The 16,146-nt window shown below is 73.8% G+C and carries 16 protein-coding genes and 1 tRNA gene; 8 read left to right on the top strand and 9 right to left on the bottom strand.

What is annotated here, in order from left to right:
* Positions 1-51 precede the first annotated feature (51 nt).
* Complete coding sequence (locus K7862_RS09265; protein ID WP_222961963.1) at positions 52-2,127, bottom strand: MDR family MFS transporter; 2,076 nt, start codon at positions 2,125-2,127, stop codon at positions 52-54.
* A 208-nt stretch (positions 2,128-2,335) separates the two neighbouring features.
* Here K7862_RS09265 and K7862_RS38190 point away from each other — a divergent pair, with 208 nt between their 5' ends.
* The 3 genes from K7862_RS38190 to K7862_RS09250 all read left to right on the top strand — a co-directional run bounded on the left by K7862_RS38190 (position 2,336) and on the right by K7862_RS09250 (position 4,812).
* Entirely contained in the window at positions 2,336-3,469 is a 1,134-nt protein-coding gene (locus K7862_RS38190) for a peptidoglycan-binding domain-containing protein (RefSeq protein WP_222961962.1), read from the top strand.
* Between the two features lie 53 nt (positions 3,470-3,522).
* On the top strand, positions 3,523-4,074 hold the full coding sequence (locus tag K7862_RS09255) for a hypothetical protein (RefSeq protein ID WP_262412862.1): 552 nt from the start codon (positions 3,523-3,525) through the stop codon (positions 4,072-4,074).
* Positions 4,075-4,158: 84 nt separating this feature from the next.
* Positions 4,159-4,812, top strand: coding sequence for an HAD-IA family hydrolase (locus tag K7862_RS09250; RefSeq protein WP_222961961.1), 654 nt, complete (start codon positions 4,159-4,161; stop codon positions 4,810-4,812).
* Between the two features lie 138 nt (positions 4,813-4,950).
* Here the strand turns inward: K7862_RS09250 and K7862_RS09245 are convergent, their stop codons facing one another.
* Together K7862_RS09245 and K7862_RS09240 are read right to left on the bottom strand one after the other, a co-directional pair.
* Positions 4,951-5,532: a TMEM165/GDT1 family protein gene (locus K7862_RS09245; RefSeq protein WP_222961960.1), complete on the bottom strand. Its 582-nt coding sequence runs from the start codon at positions 5,530-5,532 to the stop codon at positions 4,951-4,953.
* 224 nt (positions 5,533-5,756) lie between these two features.
* Complete coding sequence (locus tag K7862_RS09240) at positions 5,757-6,539, bottom strand: ABC transporter permease (RefSeq protein ID WP_222962003.1); 783 nt, start codon at positions 6,537-6,539, stop codon at positions 5,757-5,759.
* A 356-nt stretch (positions 6,540-6,895) separates the two neighbouring features.
* Here K7862_RS09240 and K7862_RS09235 point away from each other — a divergent pair, with 356 nt between their 5' ends.
* The gene (locus K7862_RS09235; protein WP_222961959.1) at positions 6,896-7,576 is read left to right on the top strand and encodes a DedA family protein; all 681 of its coding nucleotides are present in this window, start codon (positions 6,896-6,898) and stop codon (positions 7,574-7,576) included.
* 168 nt (positions 7,577-7,744) lie between these two features.
* Positions 7,745-9,166, top strand: a complete 1,422-nt coding sequence (locus tag K7862_RS09230) for a family 2B encapsulin nanocompartment shell protein (RefSeq protein ID WP_222961958.1) — start codon at positions 7,745-7,747, stop codon at positions 9,164-9,166.
* A 115-nt stretch (positions 9,167-9,281) separates the two neighbouring features.
* Here K7862_RS09230 and K7862_RS09225 read toward each other — a convergent pair whose 3' ends face one another.
* On the bottom strand, positions 9,282-10,031 hold the full coding sequence (locus tag K7862_RS09225; RefSeq protein WP_222961957.1) for a bestrophin-like domain: 750 nt from the start codon (positions 10,029-10,031) through the stop codon (positions 9,282-9,284).
* Between the two features lie 108 nt (positions 10,032-10,139).
* Between K7862_RS09225 and K7862_RS09220 the strand changes: the two genes are divergently transcribed.
* Positions 10,140-10,475: a hypothetical protein gene (locus K7862_RS09220; protein WP_222961956.1), complete on the top strand. Its 336-nt coding sequence runs from the start codon at positions 10,140-10,142 to the stop codon at positions 10,473-10,475.
* Between the two features lie 1,065 nt (positions 10,476-11,540).
* On the opposite strand, the gene K7862_RS09215 is transcribed toward K7862_RS09220, so the two are convergent.
* From K7862_RS09215 to K7862_RS09205, 3 genes are all read right to left on the bottom strand, one after another.
* Positions 11,541-11,879 carry a hypothetical protein gene (locus K7862_RS09215; protein WP_262412861.1) on the bottom strand — a complete coding sequence of 113 codons (339 nt, stop codon included), beginning with the start codon at positions 11,877-11,879 and terminating at the stop codon, positions 11,541-11,543.
* A 355-nt stretch (positions 11,880-12,234) separates the two neighbouring features.
* Complete coding sequence (locus tag K7862_RS09210) at positions 12,235-12,768, bottom strand: DinB family protein (protein WP_222961955.1); 534 nt, start codon at positions 12,766-12,768, stop codon at positions 12,235-12,237.
* Positions 12,769-12,900: 132 nt separating this feature from the next.
* Positions 12,901-12,972 (bottom strand) — tRNA-Val (locus K7862_RS09205).
* A 110-nt stretch (positions 12,973-13,082) separates the two neighbouring features.
* On the opposite strand from K7862_RS09205, the gene K7862_RS09200 reads away from it, so the two are divergent.
* Positions 13,083-14,324, top strand: a complete 1,242-nt coding sequence (locus tag K7862_RS09200; RefSeq protein WP_222961954.1) for a hypothetical protein — start codon at positions 13,083-13,085, stop codon at positions 14,322-14,324.
* 119 nt (positions 14,325-14,443) lie between these two features.
* Here K7862_RS09200 and K7862_RS09195 read toward each other — a convergent pair whose 3' ends face one another.
* On the bottom strand, positions 14,444-14,662 hold the full coding sequence (locus tag K7862_RS09195; RefSeq protein ID WP_222961953.1) for an FmdB family zinc ribbon protein: 219 nt from the start codon (positions 14,660-14,662) through the stop codon (positions 14,444-14,446).
* 35 nt (positions 14,663-14,697) lie between these two features.
* Positions 14,698-15,357 carry an O-methyltransferase gene (locus K7862_RS09190; RefSeq protein WP_222961952.1) on the bottom strand — a complete coding sequence of 220 codons (660 nt, stop codon included), beginning with the start codon at positions 15,355-15,357 and terminating at the stop codon, positions 14,698-14,700.
* A 47-nt stretch (positions 15,358-15,404) separates the two neighbouring features.
* Between K7862_RS09190 and K7862_RS09185 the strand changes: the two genes are divergently transcribed.
* Positions 15,405-16,037 (top strand): nucleoside/nucleotide kinase family protein, encoded by a 633-nt coding sequence (locus tag K7862_RS09185; RefSeq protein WP_222961951.1) that lies wholly within the window; start codon positions 15,405-15,407, stop codon positions 16,035-16,037.
* Positions 16,038-16,146 lie beyond the last annotated feature (109 nt).

Below are 16,146 nucleotides of genomic sequence, written 5' to 3'. Positions count from 1 at the left end.
GAGTGGGGCCGAGGCCTCACGCCTCGCCCCTCACCCCTCACCCCTCACCCCTCAGGCCGAGGCGCGGTCGTGGGCGGTGGAGCCGGTGCCGTTCCCGCGGTGGCGTTCCTCGGGACGGTCGTGGTCGCCGCCGCACAGTTCCGTGCTCAGCCGGTTGACCAGCGCGGCCAGTTCGGCGTGCCGGGCGGGGTCGTAGTCACCGAGCAGGTCGGACAGGACCGTGCGCCGGGCCTGGGTCAGCCGCACCGCGAGGGTCCGGCCGGAGTCGGTCAGGGTCAGCGGGTTGCCGTCCCGGACCGCGTAGCCGCGGCTCTCGGCCTCCACCGCGGCCTGCTCGATGACCGCGGAGGGCACGGTGGTGCGGCGGGCCAGCTCGACCGGGTCGTCCTCCCCCTCGTGGGACAGCTTGAGCACCAGCCAGCTCGTGGCCGGATGGATGTCCTCACCGGAGATCCGGGTGATCCGGGTGTAGAGGTCGCGGCGGGCCTCGCGGCTGCCGAGCACCGACAGGCAGCGGGCGATCTCGTCGAGCGAGGACCGCTCGACCGGGTTGGTGCCGACGGTCTCGCTGCCGTCGGGCACCGTGACCGTGCCCCGCAGCGGCTGCTCCTTCAGGAACCAGGAGACGACGAAGGCGGCGCCGGCCACCGGTACCGCCCACAGGAACACCGTCGTGATGGCGTCCGAGTAGGCGTTCAGCACGGGCACCTTGACCCCGGACGGCAGGCGGCCGACGGCCGTGGGATCGGCCTGGAGCTGCCCGGGGGCGAAGCCGGGCGGCAGCGGCACTCCGCGCAGGGCGGCGCTGAGCTTGCCCTGGAGCTGGTTGGCGAAGACCGTGCCGAAGACGGACACGCCGAAGGACGCGCCGATCGAGCGGAAGAAGGTCGCCCCGGACGTCGCGGAGCCCAGGTTCCGGTAGTCCACCGCGTTCTGCACGGCCAGCACCAGCACCTGCATGACCAGGCCGAGTCCGAGCCCGAAGATCAGGAAGTACAGGCTCATCACCCAGGTCGAGGTGGACGGCCCGAGCTGGTGCAGCAGGACCAGCCCGACCGCGGTGACCGCGGTGCCCAGGATCGGGAAGATCCGGTAGTGCCCGGTACGGCTGACGATCTGGCCCGAGCCGGTGGAGGACACCAGCATCCCGATCACCATCGGGATCATGTGCACGCCGGACAGCGTCGGCGAGTAGCCGTGCACCACCTGCAGGAACGTCGGCAGGAACGTCATCGCGCCGAACATCGCGAACCCGATGACGAAGGAGATCACCGAGCACAGCACGAAGGTGCGGTTGCGGAACAGCCCCGGCGGCAGCACCGGTTCCTCCGCCCGCCGCTCGATGCGGACGAACAGCGCGATGAGCAGCACGCCGGCCACCGCGAGGCCGATGATGCCGGGCGAGCTCCACGCCCAGGTCGTGCCGCCGAGCGAGGTGACCAGCACCAGGCAGGTCGCGGCGGCCGCGACGATCGCCATGCCCACGTAGTCGATGCGGTGTTCGGTGCGGCGCGCCGGGATGTGCAGCACCGCGGCGATGACCGCGAGCGCGATCACCCCGATCGGCAGGTTGATGTAGAACACCCAGCGCCAGGAGAGCTGTTCGGTGAACACCCCGCCCAGCAGCGGCCCGAGTACGCTCGCCGCGCCGAACACCGCGCCGAACACGCCCTGGTAGCGGCCGCGTTCGCGCGGCGGCACGATGTCGCCGACGATCGCCATGGACAGCACGATCAACCCGCCGCCGCCCAGGCCCTGCAGCGCCCGGAAGGCGATCAACTCGCCCATGTTCTGGGCGATCCCGCACAGCACCGAGCCGATCAGGAAGAGGACGATGACCGCCTGGTACAGCCGTTTGCGGCCGTACATGTCGCCGAGTTTGCCCCACAGCGGTGTGGCCGCGGTGGACGCCAGCAGGTAGGCCGTCACGACCCACGACAGGTGGTCGATGCCGCCGAGTTCGCTGACGATGGTGGGCAGCGCGGTGGACACGATGGTCTGGTCCAGGGCCGCCAGCAGCAGCCCCAGCGCCAGCGCGCCGATCGCGATGCGGACCGATCGCCGGTCCTGCCCCCCGCCCGGCGCGGCCGCCGCGGGTCCGGCGGCGGTGCTGGTGTCCTGGGCCATGGAACGGCTCCTCCCGTCTTCCCCCGACGGCCGGCTCGGTCCGTTGTCGACAATCGACTCTCCATGTTCCCACCCTTTGTCCAGGTATGGCCTGCGGTACGAACCGGCACGTGTGGGGTGCGGCTGCGCGGGGCAAACGGGATCGGCATAATCACCCTGATCCGGCGAACACCGCCGAACTTGTGCACGGGGGCGGGGAGGGGACCCAGTGGCACCGCAACACCGGGACGAGCCGGACACGCCGTCCTGTGCGCCCGGCCAGGAGCCGGAGACCGCCGTCCAGGACGGCGGCGAGGAGCGCGCGACGGAACGTTCCGCCGCACGCGCGGCGGATGTCGCCGCGACCGAGGGCTTCCACCCGCTGCGCCTGCGCCCCTACGTGGCGGAGCCGGGCGCCGAGCAGGGCGAGAGCACCGTCCGCCGTCTGCTGCACGCCGAGGGCGAGGCCGGGGGCCCGGACGCCGCGGACCTGGGGCTGTTCACCGAGACCGCGCACGACGCGTCCGCCGGGAGCCCGCCGGGGATGTCACGCGAGATCTACTCCGGCCTGGAGTACCCCGCCGACGACCTCGACGACCTGGGAGACCTCGAAGACGCCGCAGACCTCGCAGACCACGAGGGCCTCGCGGCCGGGGCCGGGCTCAGCCGCGAGGAGGCGGCGGCGTACGCCGCCGCCCGCCGCGGCCGGCATCGCAGACGCAGACGCAGACTCGTGGTCGCGGCCGCGGCCGTCGCCGCCTCCGCGCTCGCCGCCGGGGCCGTGGCGGTGACCGGCCAGGTCATGAGTGACGAGCACGGAGCGAACGGTCAGGCCCTGCCCGATCTCGGCTCCTCCTCCGTCCCCGACGTGACGCTGCCGCCGGACGCCTCGCCCGCCGCCGCCAAGGCCGCGGCGCCCCTGACCCAGGAGAGCGGCCGTGCCGGCACCCCGACGCGGCCCACGCCCTCCGCCCCGGCCTCCACGACGCCGGCGCCGTCGGCGGGCACCACCGCGCCGGGCACGCCGGCCACCGGGACGCCCGCGAGCGGCACCCCGCAGACGCCGTCCGCGCCGCCGGTCTCCTCCTCGCCGCAGCCGCCCGGCACCCCCGCCGTCACACCGGCCGCGCAGGTCCTGCAGATGGGCGACTCCGGCCCCGCCGTGGAGGACCTGCAGCACCGGCTGGCCCAGATGTGGATCTACCACGGACCCGTCGACGGGATCTTCGACCAGCAGGTGCGGCGGGCCGTCGCCACCTTCCAGCTCTGGTACCAGGTGAGCGACGAGCCGGACGGCAGCCATGATGGTGTCTACGGCCCGAACACCCGGGCCGCACTGGAACGGCAGACATCGGGGATCTGAGCATCGCGGAACGGTTCGGCATCGACGACTTCCAGCTGGTCCTGCTGCGGCGGATGGCCGACCACCGGCCGGAGCTGGTCGACGACGCGCTGCGCACGCTGGGCGCCACGCACACCCAGCTTCGGGAGGCGCACAAGCGGTGGCAGGCGCGCGTCCACTCGCGCAGCTTTCCCGGCGGGGCGCGGCGCTATCTGACGGCCCTCGGGCGCCCGGAGGCGGAGCTGGCGCGCCAGGTGGGCGACCTGGCGTGCCGGGCCCTGCTGTGGCCGGTGCCCCTGTGGCCGACGCTGCGGTTCGAGATCCTCATGGCGCCCGGCGGCGCGGTGTGGAACGAGTGGCTGGTCCGGGCGCCGGGCGATCCGGGACCGCGGCTCGGCGCGGTGGCGGACCTTCCCGTGTGGGGCTGCACGGTCGAGGAGGTGCTGCGCGGCTACCCGTCGGCCGTCCCGCTGGTCGGGGACGCGCCCTCGCGGGCCCGCGTGGGACTGGCCGATCCGGCGAGCGGCGAGGCGTTCACGGCGCATTTCACCTGGGGTCTCCTGCAGTACGTGACGCCGCAGCAGGCTGGGCGAACTGGCGGACCGCGGGATTCTTTTGTACCGTGAGGGAACAAAGTGGTTCCGCCCGCACCCCCTGACCGGCGGGCGGAGCCACTGAGTACCCCGCACACAGATGAAACAGGGAGCCCCATGGCAACCTCCTTGCACGCCCGCGCCCTCCTGCTCGACATGGACGGCACCCTGGTGAACAGCGACGCCGTCGTCGAACGGTGCTGGCGCCGGTGGGCGGTGCGCCACGGCCTGGATCCCGAGTCGGTGCTGAAGGTCGTGCACGGCCGGCAGGGGCACGCGACCATGGCGGCCCTGCTCCCCGACCGGCCGATGGCCCAGAACCACGCCGAGAACGCGGTGATGCTCGCCGAGGAGACCGCCGACACCGACGGCGTCGTGCCGGTCGCGGGCGCTCCCGCGTTCCTCGCCGCACTCGCGAACCGGCCGCACGCCCTGGTGACGTCCGCGACCGAGGAGCTGGCCACGACCCGCATGCGCGCGGCCGGGCTGACGCTCCCGCCGGTCATGGTCACCGCCGAGCGCGTCAGCGCCAGCAAGCCCGACCCCGAGGGCTTCCTCAAAGGCGCCGCCGAGCTGGGGTTCGCCCCGGCGGACTGCCTGGTGTTCGAAGACGCCGAGGTCGGCATCGCGGCCGCCAGGACCGCCGGGATGCGCGTGGTGGGCGTGGGCCCGCGTGCCGCCGCGCACGCCCCGACCGCGCACGCGGCCACGCTGGAGGCGGTCCGCGTCGAGGCGGCCCCGGACGGCGGCCTCGTCGTGACCATCGACTGAGCCGGGCCCGCCACGGAAGCCACCCCGCGCAGGACGAAGACGACGAAGACGACGAAGCCGCCCGGACGCACCGGGCGTCTTCGTCGTCTTCGTCGTGCGTGGCGGGTCGCGGCCCGGCGTCCGCCGGGCCGCGCCGGATCAGCCGGCGATGGCCTCGTAGAGGCTGAACCCGGCGAGGACGATCATCACGCCCGCGGCGACCCGGGTGATGAGGTGCAGCGGCACCCGCTTCATCAGCAGCTGCCCGCCGAAGATCCCGAGCGCCGCGACGGCCCACAGCCCCAGCACGGCGCCGATGGCCACCGACACCGGATCGCTGTACCGGGCCGCGAGGTTGGCGGTCATGATCTGGGTCAGATCGCCGAACTCTGCCACCAGGATGAGCGTGAAGCCGGCCCCGGCGACCTTCCAGAAGCTCTGGTCGGCGGGCGGCTTGACGTCCTCCTCCTCCTCGCCCTTGGAGAGCAGCAGCATCGCCGCGCCGCCCAGGAAGAGCAGGCCCACCACGCCCTGCACCAGGCGGTGCGGGAGGAGGGTGAGCAGGCTGCCCGCGGCGATGGCGAGGGCGACGTGGACGACGAAGGCGGCCGCGACCCCGGCGAAGACGTACGACGCGCGGTAGCGGGTGCCCAGCATCAGCGAGGCGAGCGCTGTCTTGTCGGGCAGTTCGGCAAGGAAGATCACGCCGAACACGACGGCGATGACGGTGAAGCTGAGCACGGAGGCGGGTCCTCGTTCGGTCGGGCTGTCGCGCCGGAGAACCTCGGGGATTTCGGGGTCGCTTCGGCACGGCAGCGGGAACACTGCGGCCGAAGGTCTCGCTGGCGGGCACACGCGCGGTGTGCCGCCTCCGGGCGCCGGCCGGGCGCGTCCGCTGGGCGAACGGTTCCGGCAGTGTGTCGACGGTCCGGCGAAGAGCTACTCCCCTTCTGCTGCCCGCCAGTCTACGACACGGTCCCGGCCGGGACCGTGCGGGTGATCACCCCGCGGGCGACGAGCTCCAGCACGACGGCGACCGACATGGCCTGCACCGCCATCAGCGCGATCAGCACGAAGAGCTGCACCGCGCCCGCCGTCACCGGGCTCGCGCCGCCGAGCAGCACACCCACGAAGGCGCCGGGCAGCGTCACCAGGCCCACCGTCCTGGTCTGGTCGAGACCGGGCACCAGGGCGCCGGAGGCCGCGGGCCGGGCGATCTCCATCCGGGCCTCCCGGTCGGTGAAGCCCAGGGCCAGCGCGGCCTCCACCTCACCGGCCCGCACGGCCAGCTCCTCCAGCGCCCGCCGGCCGCCCAGCACCGTCGCGGTCAGGCCGCCGCCGATGAGGATGCCCGCGACCGGGATCAGCGCGATGCCGTTCAGCGGCAGCAGTCCGGTGAGGACCAGCAGGACCACCACCGGCAGCGCGCCCGCGCCGACCGGCACCGCCGCCCAGCGCCAGGTCGCGTTCCGGGTGATGCGCCGCCCCGCGGTCCGGGACGCCACGCCGTACATCAGGGCCACGAACGCCAGCAGCGCCGCCTGGTGCTTGACCACCCAGCCGATGAGGAAGGAGACCGCGGCGAGCTGGACGGCGGCGCGCACCCCGGCGGTCGCGATGCCGCGGGAGTACTTCTCGTCCTCGTCCGCGAGCCGGGCGTACGCCGCGATACCCGTGGCCGCGACGAGCAGCACCACGAGGACCACCCCGAGGGTGCGGTCCACCGGCAGCAGCGACGAGGACGCGATCCGCCAGGGTCCGGTGGGTGGCGGCGCGGTCGGCGGGCCGGGCGGTGCGGTCGCGGGGATCACGGCGTCACTCTAGGGCGACCGGAGGGCGCGCGGCCGAGTGCCTACTACACGGCGTGGGAATGTATTCCTCAAGTGATGACGCCGTGATGGTGGAGTACGTCACGTGATCCCGGCGGAACCGGACGGCGGTACTGGCGTACGCTGTACGGCTGACGGTGCATGAAGATCCGTTAGGCACCCGCACACGACAGACAGGGCGGACGATCCGCCCGGCACACAGCACCACCGCACCACCGTATTCGCAGGACCAGGACACGACCCGGGCCGGAACCGGAGAGGACGAGGAGGCGAACGTGCTGCATGGCGTGGGCTCGCTCTTCGACTGGCCGTGGATCTACGCGCTCGTGTCGCTGTCGGTGCTCCTCGACGTCTTCCTGCCGGTGCTGCCCAGCGGCGTGCTGGTGATCAGCGCGGCCACCGCGGGCTCCTCCAGCGCCGGTGACGGCGTCCTCGACATCCTGGCCCTGCTGGCCTGCGCGGCCGCGGCCTCCTGCCTCGGCGACCTGCTGGCCTACCGGCTGGCCTTCCGCGGCGGCGACTGGTTCCACCGCAGGATGGCCAACTCCCGACGCCTGGCCACCGCTCACGAGCGCCTCGGGCAGGTGCTGACCGGCGGCGGCGGCGCCCTGGTCGTGCTGGCCCGCTTCGCGCCGGCCGGCCGCAGCGTGGTGAGCCTGGGCGCCGGCGCGGCCCGCCGCCGCCCCAAGGAGTTCCTGCCCTGGTCGGCCCTGGCCGGCGTGTGCTGGGCGACCTACAGCGTCGGTCTCGGCTGGGTCGGCGGCAAGTGGCTGGGCTCGAGCTGGTTCGGCACCGCGATGTCCTTCGGCGCGCTCGTGGGCGCCGGCGCGTTCGCGGCGTACGTCTTCCGCCGCGAGCGCCGACTGGCCGTGGCAGCGGCATATGCGGCGGTGGAGCTGGCACTGCCCAGCCAGGGCACGTCGCCCGACCGCGGCTCGGTCGTCGAAGCCCTCTGACCTGCCGCTCCGGCGCCGCCCCGCTCGGCCGCCGGGTACGCGCGCACTCCCCCGCCGTCCGGTGACCCGGAAGTACGGGAAGTATTCTCACTCGATCCGGCAATAGCAATCACTCAATGTCACGGACAGAATCAGGGCCGTATCACCCCCTTACGGGAAGGACAGCCCATGTCGGTTGATGCGGGCCAGGACACCGCACACGGCACTCCGGACAACGCCCAGCCCCGAACGAGTCTCGACACCGCCGCAGCCCGGAATCTGGCGACCACCACCAAGTCCGCACCGCAGATGGCGGGCATCTCGTCCCGCTGGCTGCTGCGCGTACTGCCCTGGGTACAGGTCACCGCCGGCACCTACCGGGTCAACCGGCGGCTCAGCTACGCGGTGGGTGACGGCCGGGTCACCTTCGTGAAGACGGGGTCGGAGGTCCGGGTCATCCCGCAGGAGCTCGGCGAGATCGCCGCCCTGCGCACCTTCGGCGACGAAGGCGCGCTCACGGCGCTGGCCGACCGCTTCGTCCAGCGCGAGTTCGAGCCCGGCGAGGTCATCGCCGAGGCCGGGCGGCCTGCCGACACGGTCTATCTCGTCGCCCACGGCAAGATCGAGAAACTCGGCGAGGGCTCGTACGGCGAGCAGACCCGGCTCGGGGTCCTGGCCGACGGCGACCACTTCGGCGAGCAGGCCCTGCTGAGCGACGACGGGACCTGGCAGTTCACCGCCAAGGCCGCGACCGCCACCACCGTGCTGGCACTGCCGCGCTCGGCCCTGACGTCGCTGCTCGGGGTCTCCGACCCGCTGCGCGAACACCTGGAGGCCCACCGGTCACTGCCCAGGCAGCGGTCCAACAGGAAGGGCGAGGCCGACATCGAACTCGCCTCGGGCCACAAGGGCGAGGCCGCGCTGCCGGCCACGTTCGTCGACTACGAGGTCAAGCCGCGCGAGTACGAACTGAGCGTCGCGCAGACCGTTCTGCGCGTGCACAGCCGGGTGGCCGACCTCTACAACGAGCCGATGAACCAGACCGAGGAGCAACTCAAGCTCACGGTCGAGGCGTTGCGGGAACGCCAGGAGCACGAGCTGATCAACAACCCGGACTTCGGGCTGCTCAACAACGCCGAGTACGACCAGCGCATCCAGCCGCACGCCGGTCCGCCGCTGCCGGACGACCTCGACGAGCTGATCAGCCGCCGCCGGGGCACCCGCTTCCTGTTCGCGCACCCCAAGACCATCGCGGCGATCGGCCGCGAGTGGAGCCGGGCCGGCATCTACCCGGACCCGGTGGAGGTGATGGGCTCCAGCGTCCCGGCCTGGCGCGGCGTGCCCATCCTGAGCTGCAACAAGATCCCGGTCAGCCCGGAGCGCACCAGCTCGATCATCGCCGTGCGTACCGGCGAGGACAACCAGGGCGTGATCGGCCTCAACCAGACCGGCCTGCCCGACGAGTACGAGCCGGGGCTCAACGTCCGCTTCATGGGCATCGACGACAAGGCCGTCATCAACTACCTGGTCAGCACGTACTTCTCCGCGGCGGTCCTGGTCCCCGACGCGCTCGGCGTGCTGGAGAACGTGAACGTGTCCAACTGGCGGTGAGGAGCGGGTACAAGCGAGTACGAGGAGGCGGCCCCCCTGCCCGGCCGGGCAGGGGGGCCGCCTCCTCGTGCGTGACGGCCACGACCGCGGCGACGGCCGCGGTCGTGGCCGGCCCCTACAGCAGCGAGCGGAAGACGTCGGCCGAGACCGACATCCCGCTGCCGAAGGGCGCGTCCAGGTCCCAGATGAGGAACAGCAGGAACGCGATCAGCGCGCTGAACAGGCCGGCCAGCAGCAACTCCCGTGCCGACCGCCGGATCTGCAGGGTGAAGATCAGCCCCACGGTGACCAGCCCGCCGCCGATCAGGCCGAACCACACCATGCCCGGCATGGTCGCGCCCGCGCTCTGCCCGCGGGCCGTACGCGCCTGGTCCACCGCCGCCACCTCGTCCACGACCGGCTGGTACGCCTGTGCGCCCAGGTCGGACTTGGGGTCGAACTGCGTGACGTCGGTGCGGATCCGGTCGAGCAGCGTGGTGCCCTGTGGGGACAGCGCGCCGTGGTCCCGCATGTACGGCCACTCCTTCTCGGCGACGAACCGGGCGTAGCCGTCGACGTCCGCGCGCACCTTGTCGCGCACGTCCGCCGGGTAGACCTGCACCCGGGCCTTCACCTCGTGCAGGGCCTGCGCCTCGGCCAGCACGTCGGCCTGGGCGCTCCCGCGCGCCTCCCAGACGCCGGCGATCGCCAGCCCGAGGACGATCGCGTAGACCACGCCGATCATCATGACCATGTACTCGATGACGTCCGGAGTCTCCGTCGGATCGTCGTCGTCGCCGATCCTGCGCTGCCGCAGGACGACGACGCTGAGCACGACGGCGCACACGGCGATCATCGCGATCAGCAGGACAACCCATTGCGTCATTGCCAACTCCCCCTCGTTCGCTAACGGTTCCTGCGGTACGTCCCGGAGCCCGGCCGCAGCACCGCCACGGCGAGCAGGGCCGGCACGGTGGTCAGCATCATCGTGATCATGAGCGGCCGCTTGTGCGGGTGCGGCGCCGCGACGGGCGCGGGCCTGCGCGCGGGCCAGCGCACGGCGGCGGGTACGGGTGCGGGTGATGTCGGAGTGACGGTCGGACTCGGCCGAGGACTCGGCGCGGGCGGCCGGGGCGTCGGGGCGGGCGGCGGGATGCGGACGGGGATCGGCGCGGGCTGCGGCCTGGGGGCCGGCCTGGGCGCGGGTGTCGGTACGGGTGTCGGTACGGGTTTGGGCGCGGGTGACGGAGTCGGCCGCGGGCTGGGCGCCGGCGGCGAGGGAACGGGCGTGTGCGTCGGCGGCGGCGGGCTGGTCGGCGGACACCGGTGATGGTGGTGATGGTGGTGGTGGCAGGTCCCCCACCACGGACCCCAGGGCGACCACGGAGCCCACGGGGCCCATGGCTCCCACCCCCAGTGGCAGCCGCTGACGGGGCCCGGGTCGTGGCCGTGGCCCGGGTCGTGGCCGTGGTCGTGCCCGGGGTCGTGACTGTGCCCGCGTCCGGGATCGTGCCCGTGGCCGGGGTCGGGGTCGTTACCTGGATCGCGCCCGGGGTCGTGACTGTGCCCGGGGTCGTGGCCGGGGTCCTGGCCCTGCTGAGTGCCCTGGCCCGGGCCTGGGCTCTGTCCCTGCCCGGGATCGGGCGCCGGGTCAGGGGCCGGACTCGGACTCACGCCCGGACCCGGGCTCGGGTTCACGCTCGGGCTGGGGCTCTGTCCCTGACCGGGGTCATGGCCGGGGTCATGGCCGGGGTCGCGGCCCTGATGAGAGCCGCGTCCTGGGCCCGGGCTCTGTCCGTGCCCGGGGTCGGGCGTCGGGCTCGGGCTCTGCCCGCCGCCTGCGCCCGGGCCCGGATCGTGGCCCCGGCCGGGTTGTCGCCCGTGGCCCGGGTCCGGTGCCGGCTGATGCCCATGGCCGGGCTTCCGCCCGTGGCCGGGGCCGGATACGGGGTCGTGCTGGTGGCCGGGGCTCTTGCCCCGGTCGGGGTCGGGGTCGGGAGCCGGGTGGCGGCTCTGGCCGGACACGTGGTCCTGGCCGGTGTCGGTTGGCGGATTCTGGGACGGATGGCGGCCCGGGCTGCGCCCGGGACTGAGGGCGGGCTCCGGGGCATGCCCCTGGTCGGGGGCCTGCTCCCGCGCGGAGCCGGGGCCGGCGGGGTGCCCGCCGTGTGCCCCGCCGGGGTCGGCCGAGGCCGGTCCCGCGAGCCCCCAACTTCCCGCCATGACGATGACGATGACAAGCGCGGCCCATAACAGGCCGCGCTTCCCCCACGAAGTGCTCACCTGATCATCGTCAGGAGCCCCCGCGCGACGCGCCCGAACGAAGCCGGGCGTTCCCCCTATTGGGGGATTCGTACGCTAAACCCCACCATCTCCATCAGTTCGAGCAGGAGCCTCAGGGGCACCGCTCCCCGATCTTGACCGCGCTGAAGGTCACCGGCTGCCCGTGGTACGCCGCACCCGGGCGCGGGGTCTGGGCGCAGACGGTCCAGTCGGACTCCAGGATGACGATCCGTCCCCGGCCGGACGCGTCCTTGTTCGTCACGGACGCGTCCCGCGGCAGGCTGTCGCGGGCGGCGGCGAGGCCCTTGCCCACGAAGTCCGGCATCGTCCTCCCCGTCTTCGGCGGGGGTTCGACGTCCGCGGAGGGACAGGTCTCGGCGAGCTTCACCGCCCCGAAGTCGAGCGTGGTGCCGCGGGGACGACGGCACCGGCCCGCGGCGTCTGCGAGCACACCTTCCAGCCCCGGTCGAGGAGTTGGTGGCGCTCACGCCCGGCGGAGTCGTGCGACGTGAGGTGGTGGAACCCCGCGGCCTCGGCGGCGCCCTGGGCGCTCTGCTCCCCCCCTTGCCGACGACCGAGGGCACCTTCCCCGGCGACGCGCTGGAGCCCGCCGGCGCCGACGCCGTCCGGGTGGCCTGGCGGGCAGCAGCAGGGCGGCGGCGAGCTCGGCGGCGGTCACGGTGAGGCGTGTACGCATGGCTCCCCCTCGCGGCATTCAGGGACAACCTGTCCGATACGGGCGGCCTGACACATCGGCCGCCTCAACTCCTGCACCCCGAGGCCCCGTTGCCGACCGCTGGCGGCGGCTACTCGCCCGTGGTCCCGTCGATCAGCTCCCGGGCGACGTCGAGCTGGCCGACGTGGCGCGCGTACTCCTGCAGCAGGTGGAAGAGGATCCGCCCGAGAGAAGGGGCCTGGTCGGGCGACGGGAAGCGGCCGCCGGTGCGCGCCCGGTCGTCCAGGCCGGCGGCCGCCACCAGGGCGTCCGCCGCGGCCACCTCGACGCGGTAGGCGGCCATGACCTCCTCGGTCGAGCGTGCGGCGGGGATGCCCCACTCCTCCGCGTCCCCGCCCTCCGGGTAGGCGACGAGCTGTTCGCCCGCGAAGCCCCACCGCATCCAGCGGCGTTCGACCCACCCCAGGTGCTGGACCAGGCCGAGCGGCGACCAGCCGAGCGGTTCGACGGGAGCGCGGAGCCGCTCGTCGGACAGCCCGGCGATCTTCCGCAGCAGCGCCGCGCGGTACCACGCCAGATAGCCGACCAGGAGCTCGCGCGCGTCGGTGACGTCCACGCCGGGCCCGTCGAGGGGCGCGGGGACCGGTCCGGGAGGCTGCGGCATGCCCGAAGGGTACGCGGCGCGGCGGGCGACGGCACGGAGGCCGCCCGGGGCCCGCGGCGACTCCCCGTGAACGCGTCCCGGAACGTGCGAGAGCCCCATCGGCGCGCTGCGCGGACGGGGCTCTGACCGGTGTGGGCGTGGACGGTTTCGAACCGCCGACATCCGCCTTGTAAGGGCGGCGCTCTACCGCTGAGCTACACGCCCAGGCCATGCGACGACACAGGTTACCTTGCCGCGGGGGCTGGTCAGCAACCGTCGTGGGGGTGGGAGGATGGACGGGACAGACGGCGCGAGCGCGGGGAGAGAGAGTCACTGTGACGACGGCACGTTCGTGGTGGCGGCGCGGCGACAATCAGCGTGCGGAGGCGCAGGCGGCCAAGGACGCCGCCGCCCAGGCGTTCTACGAGCTCGACACCGCCCAGCGCGACCTCGAGATCTCCATCGAGACGATCTCCGCGGTGGACGACTCCCCGGAGGCGCGCCGCGCGCTGGCCGCGTTCCGGGCCCTGGGCGAGCGGATCGACCAGGTCAGCGGCGCCTACATCGCCACCGTCGACGCGCATGACATCGACCGCGACGAGCTGGACCACGCGGCCGCCTCGCGGGCCCGCGCCGAGCTGACCCGCTCCAAGGACGAGCTGGTCAACGTGCGGGCGGAGCTGGAGCGGTTCCAGTCGGGCCTCGGACCGCTGCTGGGCAAGGCCGAGACGCAGCTCGCCCGGCTCGCCCCGGCCCGCGAGCGCGCCAAGCAGTCCCTGGTGGCCGCCGGCAATGCGCTGGACGCGGTCCGGGCGGCCGGTCTGCGGGCGGACGATCTCGCCGCCCGGCTGGCGGCCCTCTCCCCCGAGCTGACCAAGCTCAACGAGGGCGCCTCCAAGCACGGCGTGCAGGAGACGGTCCAGCGGGCCGACGAGATGCGCAGGACCGCGGAGGCGGTGCGGGCGGAGGCCGAGCGGCTGCCGCAGCTCGCCCAGGAGATCGACACCCGGCTGGTGTCGCTGCGGACGAGGGTGCAGGCGCTCGGGACCCGGGCGGAGGGCGTGGCGCCGGTGCTGAGCGAGCTGCGGCGCCGTTTCTCCGCCGCGTGCTGGCAGGACCTCCAGCACGTGCCCGAGCAGGCCCAGCAGGCGGTCCGGCAGGCCGAGGCGGCGCTCACCGAGGCCCGGCAGGCGCGCGCGGACCAGCGGTGGGCGGACGCACAGGCCCGGCTGGCCACGGTCCGGGCGCTGATGGACGACGTGGACGGCGCGGTGGGTGCGGCCGGCGACCGGCTGCGCCGCCTCAACGAGGTCAGCAAGGACCCGAAGGCCGAGGTCGAGAAGACCCGCTTCGTGATCCGGGACGCCCAGCGTCTGGCGATGCAGGGCAGGAGCACGCCGGAGCCGCGGCACGCCCGGCCGCTGGACGAGGCGGTGGCCCGGCTGGACCGGGCGCTGGCCGCGCTGGAGGGCCGCCACCCGGACTACTGGGCGTTCCTGACGGAGACGGCCGCGGTCCGCGAGACCGCGAACCGCGTGGTGGCGAACATCCGTGAGGAGCGCGCCCAGCACCGCTGAGCACGCGTCCGGGAGTGACCCGCTGGCCACACGCCAGGCGGGGACCCGGCCCGCGGGACCCGCGAGACCGGGCGCGCCCCGCCGTGAGCGGTCAGCCGTGAGCGGTCAGCCGTGAGCCGTCAGCCGCAGCAGCCGCCACCGCAGCAGCCGCCGCCACCGCCACCGGCCGCGGGGGCCGGCGCGGCGGACGCGGCGCCGCCGACGGACACCGTGGAGAGCAGCTTCACCGTGTCGTCGTGCCCCTGCGGGCAGGGCGTCGGGGCGTTGGCCTGCGACATCGGACGGCGGAGTTCGAAGGTCGCGCCGCAGGTCCGGCAGCGGTACTCGTAGCGAGGCATGGACTCAGGTTAGTCGACGCCCCCCGCGGCGGCGATCAGCGCTTGCGGGCCAGTGTCAGGCCGTCCGCGACGGTGAGCAGCACATGGTCGACGCGGTCGTCGGCGGCCACCCGGTCGTTGAACTCCCGGATGGCCGCGGCGCCGCCGGAGGCCTCGGGGTCCACGACGTCGCCGTGGAACAGGGTGTTGTCGACCACCAGCAGCCCGCCGGGGCGCAGCCGCGGGACCAGTTCCTCCCAGTAGCCGAGGTAGCCGCCCTTGTCGGCGTCCAGGAACGCCAGGTCGATCCACGGCTCGGCGGGCAGGGAGCGCAGGGTGTCGAGGGCGGGCGCGATGCGCAGGTCGATCCGGTCCGCGACGCCGGCCTTCGCCCAGGCCTGGCGGCCCAGCGACGTCCACTCCTCGGAGATGTCGCAGGCGATCACCCGGCCGCCGTCGGGCAGCGCCCTGGCCAGGGCCAGCGTGGAGAAGCCGGTGAACGTGCCGACCTCCACGATCTCGCGGGCGCCGGTGAGGGTGACCAGGAAGGACAGCAGCGGTGCCTGCTCGTGGGCGGTCTGCAGGCCCGCGACGTCGGCGAACCGCTCGTGGGTGGCCGTCACCAGGTCGCGCTGCACGGGGTCCAGCGGCGGGTTGTGGTCGAGGACGTACTGGTACAGCTCGGGCGTGAGCTGGGGGTTCTTCGTTTCGTGCACCGTTGGCTCCCGTGGTTCGTGGCGGCGGCCTGGCCTAGGCTGACGAGATGCTCGTCGATGACGCGGTCGCCCTCGTGCCCAGCATTCCAGGCCGCCGTGCCGTCCTGGGCCTGGCGGGCGCCCCGGCGGCGGGCAAGTCCACGCTGGCCAGGCGGCTGGTCACCGGCGTCGACGACCGGCTGGGCGCGGGCACCGCCGCGTATCTGCCGATGGACGGATTCCACCTGTCCAACGCCCAGTTGGACCGGCTGGGGCTGCGCGGGCGCAAGGGCGCACCGGAGACGTTCGACGTCGACGGCTACGTCCATCTGCTGCGGCGGGTGCGCGAGACGCTGGATCGGCCCGTGTACGCACCGGACTTCGACCGCCGGCTGGAGGAGCCGGTGGCGGCCGGGCTGGTGGTGCCGCCGCAGGCCCTGCTGGTCGTGACGGAGGGCAACTACCTGGCGGACGACGGCCCCGGCTGGGAGCAGGTCCGCGGTCTGCTCGACGAGTTGTGGTACGTCGACACGCCCCGGTCGCTGCGGGAGCGGCGGTTGCTGCGCCGGCATGTGCGCGGCGGGCGGACCGAGTCCGAGGCGCGGGCCTTCATAGCGGCCAGCGAACGGCCCAACGCCCGCCGGGTGGAGCGCGGCCGGGAACGCGCGACCCGGACCGTGGTGCCCGGACGCCACAGCTGAGCGCCCGGCGTGTCCCGGCCGTGTCCGGCGGCCCTGCCCACCGGGCCTGCGCCGCCTGCCCCGCCTGCCCCGCCTGCCCCCGCAACCGCCCGTTCCAGCGGCCTTGCTC

This window comes from Actinacidiphila acidipaludis, from assembly GCF_019890725.1.
Taxonomy (GTDB): domain Bacteria; phylum Actinomycetota; class Actinomycetes; order Streptomycetales; family Streptomycetaceae; genus Actinacidiphila; species Actinacidiphila acidipaludis.
The sequence above is the reverse complement of the archived record's forward strand: the minus strand, read 5'-3'. Positions and strand labels throughout refer to the sequence as shown.